The following is an 11392-nucleotide window of genomic DNA, read 5'->3' as shown; positions in this document are numbered from 1 at the left end:
CGTGGATCACGACCACAGCTCGCGGCGAGAGCTCGCGAGTCAGCCGACGGGGGCGTAGGCGGCCGGGATGGCGATGCGCTGTCCTGCCGTGACGTTTCCGCCCGAGAGGGCGTTGAGGCGCGTGATCTCGGCGACGACGTCGCGCGGGTCGGCTGCCGGCGCCAGGTCTTCGGCGATCGACCACAGCGTGTCGCCGCTCATGACGGTCATTTCGGCGAACGAACCGGCGGGGGCGCCGGCCTCGCCGGACGCGAGGGCGGACCCGCCACCGACGACCGCGATGCCGAGCGCGATGGCGAGGGGAAGGGCGACGAGGAAGGCGACGACGCGGCGCCCGCGGGCGGTGATGCGCAGGCGGGTGGTCGGTGCGGTGAGGGCGATGCTGCTCATGATGTGCTCCTTGGTGGAGAGATTCGCACCCCGCCCTCGGCCGGGAGGACGGTGGTGCGAATCTGTATTCCGAATCTATCTTCGATACTTTCGATGTGTCAACACCCCGTGTCTCGGAGACCGATCGAACGCGACACGCGCGAGGCTCCGTGTCATTCGGGTCGTCCACCGGATACGGTTTCGACACGGAGACCTCACCACCAACCTCCGACATTCGAATTTCCGCCGTGATTTCCGCGGCGCGAGGGGAGCACAGATGACCGACGCGACGACCGCCGCCGGCCGCGAGCGGCCGCAGACCCGGCGACGCAAGAGCCTCAGCGACAAGCAGCTCGCGATCCTCGAGGTCATCCAGCGCTCGATCGCCCGGCACGGCTATCCGCCGAGCATGCGCGAGATCGGCGACGCCGTCGGACTCAAGTCGCTGTCGAGCGTCACCCACCAGCTGAACCAGCTCGAACTCAGCGGCTACCTGCGACGCGACCCCGGCAAGACGCGCGCGATGGAGGTGCTGATCGACCTCCCCGGTGCCGCGGCCGAGAACCCCGCCGACACCGCGCCCGCGCTCGGCGACGCTGCCCTCGTGCCCCTCGTCGGCCGGATCGCCGCCGGTGTGCCGATCACCGCCGATCAGCAGGTCGAGGAGATCTTCCCCCTCCCCCGTCAGCTCGTCGGCAAGGGCGAGCTGTTCATGCTGAAGGTCTCGGGCGACTCCATGATCGACGCGGCCATCTGCGACGGCGACTGGGTCGTCGTCCGGTCGCAGGCGAACGCCGAGAACGGCGAGATCGTCGCCGCGATGCTCGACGGAGAGGCCACGGTGAAGACCTTCCGCCGCCGCGACGGCCACATGTGGCTCCTCCCCCGCAACAGCGCGTTCGAGCCGATCCTGGGCGACGATGCCGTCGTCCTCGGTCGCGTGGTCGCGGTTCTCCGCGCCGTCTGAACAGGGCACCGGGGGTCGGACGCCCGCCCGCACAGCGGCATCCGGCCCTCGACGTCGTCACACGTTGCCCGGCGCGCCGGATCCGGAGATCCGCCCCGCCGTCGTGACGGCATCCGCGGATGTCGGAGGCCCTGCCTAGGGTGGAGGCATGGCTGACACCCTCCCCTACGGTTCCTGGCCCTCCCCGATCACGCCGGAGTCCGTCGCGCAGGCGTCACCGCGCGTCGACGGGGCTCGGCTCGTGGGCGACGAGGTGTGGTGGGGCGAATCCGTGCCGCACGAGGCCGGCCGCGTCGCCGTCAAGCGTCGCCGGGTCGACGGCGCGGTCGAGACGGTGCTCCCCGCGCCCGCCAACGCCCGCTCCGCCGTGCACGAGTACGGCGGAGGCGCCTGGACCGCGTCCGACGACGGCGAGCTCTATTACGTCGAGAAGACCGATCAGCGCGTGTACGCCCTCCGTCCGGGCGACGCCGCCCGGCCCCTCACCCCCGCCGACGAGGCGGTGCGCCACGGCGGCCTGCGGTGGGAGCACGGCGTGCTCCTCGCCGTGCGAGAGACCCACGGCTCGTCCCGCGTTCCGCAGCGCGCGATCGTGCGCATCCCGCTCGACGGGTCGAGCGACGTCCTCGCCGAGGGCAGCGACTTCCTCGCCCAGCCGGCGCTCTCGCCGAGCGGCCGCCACCTCGCGTGGGTGGCGTGGAACCACCCCGACATGCCCTGGGACGCCACCTCGATCGAGGTCAAGAACCTCGCGACCGGGGAGGTGCGGCAGATTGCCGGTGGCCCGCGCCGCGCACCGCTCCAACCCGTGTGGATCGCCGACGACGAACTGCTCTACGCCGACGATCCCGACGGTCGCTGGAACCTCTTCCGCCGTCCGCTCGAGGGTGACGCGCAAGCCCTGGCCCCCGCCGACGCCGATACGGGCGGCGGGCTCTGGGTCCTCGGTACCCGATGGTTCGGCGTAGCCTCCGACGGTCGCGTCGTCGCGGTGCGCACCGACGGCGCAGACGAGATCGTCGAGATCGCGCCCAGCGGCGTGCGCCCGGTCGACGTCCCGGTCGTGGCGGGGGCGGCGATCGACGACGTCCGCGGTGCCCGCGTGCTCGTGTCGGGTTCCGACGCCGGTGGGCGGTCGGGGCTCTGGCTCGTCGATCTCGACACCGGGGCGGTCGACCTCGTCACCGGCGGCGCCGGGTCGTGGGGCGACGAATGGATGCCGACGGCTCGGGCCCTCGAGACCGAGGGGCCGCACGGCACCGTGCACGCCTTCGCCTACGCGCCCACCCACCCCGACGTCGTCGCGCCCGCCGGAGAGCGACCTCCCTACGTCGTCCTCGTGCACGGCGGACCCACCTCGCACGTCGGGCCGGCCCCCTCGGCCAAGACGGCGTTCTTCACGAGCCGGGGCATCGGCGTGCTCGACGTCAACTACGGCGGCTCCACCGGGTACGGACGCGACTACCGCGACCGCCTCAAGGGCCAGTGGGGCGTCGTCGATGTGGACGACGTGGCAGCGGCGGCATCCGCTCTGGCAGACGCAGGGCTCGCCGATGCCGAGAGGATCGCCATCGCGGGCGGCTCAGCGGGCGGCTGGACGGTGCTGGCGGCCGTGACGCGCACCGACGTCTTCTCTGCCGGTATCTCGCGGTACGGCGTGGGCGACGCCCGCGCCCTGGCCGAAGACACCCACGATTTCGAAGCGCGGTACCTCGACGGGCTCATCGGCCCGCTCCCCGAGGCCGAAGCGGTCTACATCGAGCGGTCCCCTCTCGGGCGTCCCGAGCACTTCCGGGTTCCTCTGCTGATCCTGCAAGGCTCCGAAGACCGCGTCGTCCCGCCATCGCAGGCCGATGCCATCCGCGACGCGCTGGCGGCGCATCACGTGCCGCACGCGTACGTCCTCTACGAGGGCGAGGGCCACGGCTTCCGTCGTTCCGAGACCGTGATCGACTCGCTCGAGCGCGAGCTCGGCTTCCTCGGCGCGGTGTTCGGGTTCGAGACGCCGGGCATCCCGGCCCTCCAGCTCGACTGATCCACGCCGGCATCCCGGCTCTCGAGCTCGACCGATCTAGAGGGAGCGCAGCAGTCGCAGACGGCTCGCCATGCGGAACGCATCGGGTCGCCCCGCGCAGCGCCGCACGAACTCGTCGACCGGCACCACCGCCTGCACGTCGAGGCGCACGTCGGCGTCCACGAGGACGTCGATGAGGGCGACGAAGCGCTGCTGTGCGGCGGGGCCGACCTCGTCCAGCGGCGGAACGCCGATGATCGTCCAGTGCGGGTACCGCCGGCTCCAGTGCCGGTACTCCGACGCGGCGAGGGGCGTCTCGCAGAGCTGATCGAAGGTCGCGACGAGCGCCCCCTCCCCCGCGGACGCGACGGTGAAGACGCGGTCGCGGACGACGAGCTGCTGGGACGACCCCGACATCACCGAAGACGCTCCCGTCGACCACGTGCCCGCGCGGAACCCCTGACGCATCGCGGGTGCGAGGGTTCGATAATCGATCGGCCCCTCGAGCGGGATCACGTCGAGATGGGTCGTCAACAGCGCGATCCCGGGCTCGAAGAGGTGGTGCCACACGGGGTCGGGAAGCAACTCGGACGGCGCGTAGTTGGACGTCGCCACCAGCGTTCCACCCCGGTCGACGAGGCGCTCGACCAGGCGCGTGAGGAGGATCGCGTCGCCGGGATCGTGGACGTGCAGCTCATCGAAAAACACCAGACGGTCGGAGCCGACGACGTCGTCGATCGCGCGAGCCATGGCATCCGGCTCCGGGCGATGCGCGTGAATGCGCCGGTGCAGATCATCGAAGAAGCCCGAGAAGTGCACACGGGCGGCCCGACCGGGCGGAACGGCCGCGTAGACCGCATCGGCGAGCCAGGACTTGCCGCGCCCGGCAGGGCCGTGGAGGTACACACCCTTCGTCGGTCTCCCCTCGAGCGCGCGCGTCGCGGCGAGCGCCATCCGTCGCGCGACCGCCAGCTGCGCCGCATCCACCGCGAATCCCTCGCGCCGGGCGGCCTCCTCGACGGCGGCGAGGATCGGGACGAACGGTGGCACCGTCGAAGACTGGCACGCTGTGCTCCCCCGCCGAGGGGAGAAGCTCCACTGTCGAAACACGTCCCTCGACGACGGAAGGCCCCCACGCCGCAGCGAGAGGGCCTTCCGGATGCCGGTGGTCAGGTCTCGAAGGCCGACAGCTCGGCCGCGAGGCGAGCCCCCACGTGCGCGTGGATGAACGTTCCGCTCTCGCGGTGCTCCTGCGCGACGATGAGCCCGCTCTCGTGCACGGCCGAGACGAGGTCGCCGCGGTCGTACGGAACGACCGCCTGCACCTCGACGGCCGGCAGGGGCAGCGCGTCTTCGATCGCGGCCCGCAGCTCGTCGATGCCCTCACCGGTGCGCGACGACACGAACTTCGCGTTCGGTGCGAGGCCGCGCAGCACGAGACGGTCGTCTTCGCTCACCAGATCGGCCTTGTTGAAGACGACGATCTCCTGGCCGAAGTTCGCGTCGACGTCGCCCATCACGTCGCGGACCGTCATCAGCTGCGCAGCGGGGTCGGGATGCGAGGCGTCGACCACGTGCAGGATGACGTCGGCGTCGCCGACCTCCTCGAGCGTCGAGCGGAACGCCTCCACCAGCTGGTGCGGCAGATTGCGCACGAAGCCGACGGTGTCGGTCAACGTGTACACGCGACCGTCGCTCGTCTCGGAACGTCGCACCGTGGCATCCAGGGTCGCGAACAAGGCGTTCTCGACGAGCACTCCCGCGCTCGTGAGGCGATTGAGCAGGCTCGACTTCCCGGCGTTCGTGTACCCGGCGATGGCCACCGAAGGGATGGTGTGACGCTTGCGCTCGGCGCGCTTCGCCTCGCGGGCGGGGGCGAAGTCGCGAAGCTGCTTGCGCAGCAGCGCCATCTTCGTGCGGATGCGGCGACGGTCGAGCTCGATCTTCGTCTCACCGGGACCACGCGATCCCATGCCGGCGCCGCCGGCGCCGACCTGTCCACCGGCCTGACGCGACATCGAGTCACCCCAGCCGCGCAGGCGTGGGAGGAGGTATTCGAGCTGGGCGAGTTCGACCTGGGCCTTGCCCTCGCGGCTCTTCGCGTGCTGGCTGAAGATGTCGAGGATGACGGTGGTGCGGTCGATCACCTTGACCTTGACGACGTCTTCGAGAGCACGGCGCTGGCTGGGGGCGAGTTCGGTGTCGGCGATGACCGTGTCGGCCCCGACCGCGGCGACGATGTCGCGCAGCTCCGCGGCCTTGCCTCGACCGACATAGGTCGCGGGATCGGGGTGGGGGCGCCGCTGCAGCACGCCGTCGAGGACGACGGCTCCGGCGGTCTCGGCGAGAGCCGACAGCTCGCGCAGCGAGTTCTCGGCATCCGCCTGCTCGCCCTGCGGGTGCACGCCGACGAGCACGACGTTCTCGAGGCGCAGCTGGCGGTACTCGACCTCGGTGACGTCTTCGAGCTCGGTCGAGAGCCCGGCGACGCGACGCAGGGCGGCGCGTTCCTCACGATCCCACTGGTCGCCGTCGGCGTCGCCGCCGTACGCGGTCGTGGCGTCCTGCAGAGCCTGTGCCGCACCGAAGACCCGGACCCCGCGGTGCGCTTCGGCGCGCGAGAGCACGCGGTCCACCGGGTCAACCGGCGACGCGTCCGTGCTCGGGGGTGTGGTCTGTTCGGTCATGGGTTCCTTTCGTCGCGGGTGTTCCCGCGTGTTCTGGCACTTTATCCGGCCCAGCACCCAGGGGGCCGGTCCGATATCCTGACGTGGTGGGGAGCGAGCATTACTTCAGCGCGTCGCCGTCGAGTCCCGAGCAGCTCCGCCGCATCCGCGTGACGCTTGCCGGTCGCGAACTCGAGGTGGTCACGGCGGGCGGCGTCTTCAGTCCCGACCATGTGGATGCCGGTACGTCCGTGCTCCTCGCGAACACCCCTCCCGCTCCCGCCGGCGGGAACTTCCTCGACCTGGGGTGCGGGTGGGGCCCGATCTCGCTGTCGCTGGCGCTCGCGTCACCGCACGCGACCGTGTGGGCGGTCGACGTCAACGAGCGTGCTCTCGATCTCGTGAGGCGCAATGCCGAGTCCCTCGGCATCACCAACATCAACGCGGTACGCCCCGAGGATGTTCCCGACGACGTGTCGTTCCGCACCATCCGGTCGAACCCGCCCATCCGCGTCGGCAAGAACGAACTGCACGGCATGCTCGAGCACTGGATCCCGCGCCTCTCCGAGCGCAGCGACGGGTGGTTCGTCGTGCAGCGCAATCTCGGATCCGACTCTCTGCAGCGGTGGCTCGCCGCGACGTTCCCGACCGGCTACAGCGTGCAACGCGCCGCGACCGCCAAGGGGTTCCGCGTGCTGCGGGTGCGCAAGCACGGCTCGCCGCCGAGCGAGCTCATCGACATCGTCCCCTGACGACCCCTCGGACCGAACCGATTGGCCGGGTGGCCGGCATCCGGGTTCAGGCGAGGGCGACTTCGCCGGTGAAGACGAGGGATGCCGGGCCGGAGAGCAAGACGCGTCCGTTCGCGACGCGCACGCCGAGCGTGCCGCCCGGGGTGTCGACGACCCACGAATCCGGTGCGGCGGATCCCGCCCAGTGGCGGACGGCCAGGGCGGCCGCGGCCACGCCCGTGCCGCAGCTGAGGGTCTCTCCCACACCGCGTTCGAACACGCGCAGGCGGATCGCTCCGACACCGTCGCGCACGAGCGGGTCGGCGGGTACCACGAACTCGACGTTGGCGCCGTGCGAGGGCGAGGGATCGAGCAGCGGCTGGTAGGTCAGGTCGAGGCCCTCGAGCTCCGCGTCCGACGAGAGCGCGACCACGACGTGCGGGTTGCCCACGTCGACACCGACGCCGGGCCGTGCGACCGGGAGTCCCTTCGCGCGCACCAGCGTCTCGCCCGGCTCGATCGCGAATTCACCCAGGTCGACCTCGTAACCGCGGTCGCTGCGCGTGAGGGTCTTGATCCCCGCACGCGTGCCGATACGCAGTCCCCCGTCGAGCGAGGCGAGTCCGGTGTCGCTCAGGTACCGCGCGAAGACACGCGTGCCATTGCCGCACATCTCCGCCTTCGAGCCGTCGGCGTTGCGGTAGTCCATGAACCATTCGGCCCCGGATGCCGCGGCATCCGCCCCCTCGTCGATGGCACGCGAGCGCACCACGCGCAGCAGGCCGTCGGCGCCGATGCCGAAGTGGCGGTCGCACAGCGCGGAGATCTGCGCGTCGGAGAGGTCGAGCTCGCCGTCGGGATCGGCGACCACCACGAAGTCGTTGCCGGTGCCGTGGCCCTTGGTGAACGGGAGAGTCGCCATGCCTCCAGTCTACGGACGGGCGGCGGCTAGGCTTTCCCGGCCCTCCCCTCGTCCCAGGAGCTCTCATGCCGAAGATCCCCGCCCTCGTCGCCCCGTCGTTCGACCGGCCGCCGCTGGACGATCTCGACCGGGGCGACCCGTCGCAGCTGACGCCCCGAGCCTCCCTCGAAGGGCTGTCTTTCCGCGATCTGCGCCTCGACGGACTCGACCTCGAGAGCGCCGACCTCGCGCTGTGCCGCGTCGTCGGCGTCCGCGCCCCCGAGGTCTCACTGCGGTACGCGAACGTGACGGAATCGGCCTGGAGCGGCTGGGACGTCCCCATCCTGCGCGCGGCGCGGGCGAGCTGGCGCGATCTCGAGATCGAGGGCACCCGCTCGGGGTCGGTCGAGGCCTACGAATCGACGTGGAACGGCGTGCACTTCGTCAACTGCCGCCTCGGATTCGTGAACCTGCGCGGCGCCCACCTGCAGGACATCGCGTTCACCGACTGCACGATCGACGAGCTCGACCTCGGGCAGTCGAAGGTCACCCGCTTCGCCGCCCCCGGCACGCGGATCTCGCAGCTCATCGTCGAACAGTCGACCTTGCAGCACGTCGATCTGCGCGGCGCCGATCTCGAGGGTCTCACGGGGCTCTCCGCCCTGCGCGGGGCCACGATCTCGTCACTGCAGCTGCAGCAGCTCGCTCCCCTGCTGGCGGCCAATCGCGGGATCAGCGTCCGCGACTGACGGCAGCGCCCCTCAGGCCGACGACGAGGGGCCACCCGGCCCGTCGACGATGAGCCGCCGGCCCGTCGCCCAGGTGTCGAAGGGCTCGTAGCCGAGCTCGTCGTAGAAGCCGCGGGCGGCGGTGTTGTCGGGACGCACCATCAGCTGCACCTTGGGGCAGCCCATCGCCTCGAGCAGCCGTTCGGCCTCGGTCACGAGGCGACGCCCGATCCCCTGCCCGCGATGCGAGGTCGCCGCAGCGAGGTAGTACAGCCAGCCGCGGTGGCCGTCGTAGCCCGCCATGACGCTGCCGACCACCCGATCACCGTCGACCGCGACGAGGAACAGCTCCGGCTGCACGGTGAGCTTGCGACGGATATCGGCGCGCGGGTCGTTCCACGGGCGCGTAAGGCCCGCCTCCTCCCACAGGGCGACGACGGCGTCTTCGTCGGCGAGCCTGAAAGCACGGATGTCCACCGTCATGTGCGTTCCTCCGTTCCCGATGCCAGTGTGCCGGCATCCACCGTCCGCGCGTCGACCCACTCGGCCTCGGCGTAGCGCCGGAACCACGACACCTGGCGACGCGCGTAGCGGCGGGTGAGGGCCTGGGTCTCGGCGACGGCCTCGTCGCGGGTGACCTCGCCGCGGATCTGCTTCAGCGCCTGCGCGTACCCGATCGCGCGACCGGCGGTGACGCCGTGCTCGATTCCCGCGGGGATGAGCGCCTCGACCTCGGCGATGACACCCGCGGCCCACATCGCCTCCACGCGATCGTCGAGAAGACCGACCAGCTCCGCCCGATCGATCGCGGTGGCGATGATCCGGGTCTGTGGATGCCAGAACTCCGGCGCCTGGGGAAGAGCCCCTCCATGCGTCCGGCCGCCCTGCGCCAGCACCTCGAGCGCGCGCACGACGCGACGCCCGTTGCGCGGATCGATGCGCTCAGCGGCATCCGGATCCTCTTCCCGCAGGCGCGCGTAGAGCGCACCCGGGCCGCGCTCCTCCAGTTCGCGTTCCAGCGCGGTGCGCAGCGCCTCGTCGCGCGGGGGGAAACGGAAGTCCCACAGCACGCTCGAGACGTACAGCCCCGACCCGCCGACGAGGATCGCGTCGGCGCCCCGGCCGTGGATCTCGCGGATCGCCGTGCGCGCGGCATCCTGATACCAGGCCACCGCGGCCTCGTCGGTCACCTCGAGGGCGTCGAAGAGATGATGACGGATGCCGCGACGCTCTCCCTCGGGGAGCTTGGCCGTTCCGATGTCCATGCCGCGGTACAGCTGCATCGCGTCGGCGTTCACGATCTCGGCCGCGCGCCCACAAGCGGAGAGGGCTTCTGCGAGGTCGAGCGACAGACCCGTCTTGCCGGTGCCGGTGGCGCCGACGACGGCCCAGAGGGCCGGGCCGGTCACACGCCGACGCGCAGGGTGGGGAGCCCCAGAGAGACCGCACGCGGAGCACCGGCCTCGCCCGCCGGGGCGGGGACGCCGCACGACTCCGCTTGCGAGCGGTCCCACGCATCACCCGCGCGAGTGCGGCGGATGCGCAGCGGAGCGCCGTCGGGTGCGTCGGCGAGCAGGTGGAACGGAGCCGCATGGGTCACGGTGACCGAGACCACATCGCCGGGGCGCGGCACCGCCGACCCCTTCGGCAGCTCGAAGTGCACGAGGCGGTTGTCTTCGGCGCGGCCGGTGAGGCGGTGCGTCTCGGCATCCTTCTTGCCCTCGCCCGCGGACACGAGCACCTCGAGGGTGCGACCGAGCTGCTTCCGGTTCTCTTCCGCCGCGATCCGGTCCTGCAGAGCGGTCAGTCGCTCGTAGCGCTCCTGCACGACGGCCTTGGGCACCTGGTCGGCCATCGTCGCCGCGGGAGTCCCCTCGCGGATCGAGTACTGGAACGTGAAAGCGCTCGAGAAACGCGAGGCCTCGACGACCCGCAGGGTCTCTTGGAAGTCCTCCTCGGTCTCGCCGGGGAAACCGACGATGATGTCGGTCGTGATCGCGGCGTTCGGGATGCGCTCGCGCACCCGATCGAGGATGCCGAGGAACTTCTCGCTGCGGTAGGAGCGGCGCATCGCCTTGAGGATGCGGTCGGAGCCCGACTGCAGGGGCATGTGCAGCTGCGGCATGACGGCCGGGGTCTCGGCCATCGCGGCGATCACGTCGTCGGTGAAAGCGGCGGGGTGGGGGCTCGTGAAGCGGATGCGCTCGAGTCCCTCGACCTCGCCCGCGGCGCGCAGCAGCTTGCCGAACGCGAGACGGTCGCCGAACTCGACGCCGTACGAGTTCACGTTCTGGCCGAGGAGGGTGACCTCGATCGCCCCGTCGTCGACGAGCAGGCGGATCTCGTTCAGGATGTCGCCGGGGCGGCGGTCTTTCTCCTTGCCGCGCAGGCTGGGCACGATGCAGAACGTGCACGTGTTGTTGCATCCCACCGAGATCGAGACCCATCCGCTGTGAATCGAGTCGCGCTTGGTCGGGAGGGTGGAGGGGAAGATCTCGAGCGACTCGAGGATCTCGAGCTCGGCTTCGCCGTTGTGACGCGCGCGCTCGAGCATGCCGGGCAGCGAGCCCATGTTGTGGGTGCCGAACACCACATCGACCCACGGGGCCTTCTGCTGGACGGCGTCCTTGTCCATCTGTGCCAGGCACCCGCCGACGGCGATCTGCATGCCGGCGCGCGAGTCCTTGCGCGACTTCAGATGGCCGAGCGTTCCGTAGAGCTTGCCGGCGGCGTTGTCGCGCACGGCGCACGTGTTGATGACGACGACATCGGCTTCGGCGCCGGCATCGGCCCGGACGTATCCGGCGCTCTCGAGCGAGCCCGACAGTCGCTCGGAATCGTGCACGTTCATCTGGCACCCGAAGGTGCGCACTTCGTAGGTACGGGGCCCAGCCGCACCCTGTGCGGCGGCGGACGGCGCGATCAGAGTCGGGGTCGAAACGGGGGTGGTCATGATGGAGGCAAGTCTAAACGCCGCCTCCACCGGGCCGTTCGAGCCGCGGTCATAGGAATCACC

General features: G+C 71.0%; 11 protein-coding genes. 4 read left to right on the top strand and 7 right to left on the bottom strand.

Annotation, left to right across the window (positions count from 1 at the left end):
• Nucleotides 1-39: 39 nt before the first annotated feature.
• Entirely contained in the window at nt 40-390 is a 351-nt protein-coding gene (locus tag LPW41_RS06855; protein WP_144828260.1) for a LysM peptidoglycan-binding domain-containing protein, read from the bottom strand.
• 256 nt (nt 391-646) lie between these two features.
• Between LPW41_RS06855 and lexA the strand changes: the two genes are divergently transcribed.
• Both lexA and LPW41_RS06845 read left to right on the top strand, forming a co-directional pair.
• Nucleotides 647-1336, top strand: a complete 690-nt coding sequence (gene lexA, locus LPW41_RS06850; protein WP_144828263.1) for a transcriptional repressor LexA — start codon at nt 647-649, stop codon at nt 1334-1336.
• Nucleotides 1337-1484: 148 nt separating this feature from the next.
• Entirely contained in the window at nt 1485-3371 is a 1887-nt protein-coding gene (locus LPW41_RS06845; RefSeq protein WP_230704408.1) for a prolyl oligopeptidase family serine peptidase, read from the top strand.
• Nucleotides 3372-3407: 36 nt separating this feature from the next.
• Here LPW41_RS06845 and zapE read toward each other — a convergent pair whose 3' ends face one another.
• The gene (gene zapE / locus LPW41_RS06840) at nt 3408-4400 is read right to left on the bottom strand and encodes a cell division protein ZapE (protein ID WP_230704407.1); all 993 of its coding nucleotides are present in this window, start codon (nt 4398-4400) and stop codon (nt 3408-3410) included.
• Nucleotides 4401-4519: 119 nt separating this feature from the next.
• Nucleotides 4520-6037 carry a GTPase HflX gene (hflX, locus tag LPW41_RS06835; protein WP_230704406.1) on the bottom strand — a complete coding sequence of 506 codons (1518 nt, stop codon included), beginning with the start codon at nt 6035-6037 and terminating at the stop codon, nt 4520-4522.
• 86 nt (nt 6038-6123) lie between these two features.
• On the opposite strand from hflX, the gene LPW41_RS06830 reads away from it, so the two are divergent.
• Nucleotides 6124-6768, top strand: coding sequence for a class I SAM-dependent methyltransferase (locus tag LPW41_RS06830; protein ID WP_144828273.1), 645 nt, complete (start codon nt 6124-6126; stop codon nt 6766-6768).
• A 46-nt stretch (nt 6769-6814) separates the two neighbouring features.
• On the opposite strand, the gene dapF is transcribed toward LPW41_RS06830, so the two are convergent.
• Entirely contained in the window at nt 6815-7669 is an 855-nt protein-coding gene (gene dapF / locus LPW41_RS06825; protein WP_154095910.1) for a diaminopimelate epimerase, read from the bottom strand.
• 65 nt (nt 7670-7734) lie between these two features.
• Here dapF and LPW41_RS06820 point away from each other — a divergent pair, with 65 nt between their 5' ends.
• Entirely contained in the window at nt 7735-8397 is a 663-nt protein-coding gene (locus tag LPW41_RS06820) for a pentapeptide repeat-containing protein (protein WP_230704405.1), read from the top strand.
• Between the two features lie 12 nt (nt 8398-8409).
• Here the strand turns inward: LPW41_RS06820 and LPW41_RS06815 are convergent, their stop codons facing one another.
• From LPW41_RS06815 to miaB, 3 genes are read right to left on the bottom strand one after another with little or no spacing between them, the layout of a single operon-like run.
• Nucleotides 8410-8859 carry a GNAT family acetyltransferase gene (locus LPW41_RS06815; RefSeq protein ID WP_144828282.1) on the bottom strand — a complete coding sequence of 150 codons (450 nt, stop codon included), beginning with the start codon at nt 8857-8859 and terminating at the stop codon, nt 8410-8412.
• On the bottom strand, nt 8856-9785 hold the full coding sequence (gene miaA, locus LPW41_RS06810) for a tRNA (adenosine(37)-N6)-dimethylallyltransferase MiaA (protein WP_144828285.1): 930 nt from the start codon (nt 9783-9785) through the stop codon (nt 8856-8858). Before miaA ends, LPW41_RS06815 begins: the two co-directional genes overlap by 4 nt.
• A complete protein-coding gene (gene miaB / locus LPW41_RS06805; RefSeq protein ID WP_144828288.1) occupies nt 9782-11329 on the bottom strand; it encodes a tRNA (N6-isopentenyl adenosine(37)-C2)-methylthiotransferase MiaB in 1548 nt (515 codons plus the stop codon). Before miaB ends, miaA begins: the two co-directional genes overlap by 4 nt.
• Nucleotides 11330-11392: the final 63 nt, after the last annotated feature.

Source organism: Microbacterium sp. JC 701 (genome assembly GCF_021026215.1).
In the GTDB taxonomy this organism is placed as follows: domain Bacteria; phylum Actinomycetota; class Actinomycetes; order Actinomycetales; family Microbacteriaceae; genus Microbacterium; species Microbacterium algihabitans.
This window is presented reverse-complemented; position numbering and strand designations above follow the sequence as displayed.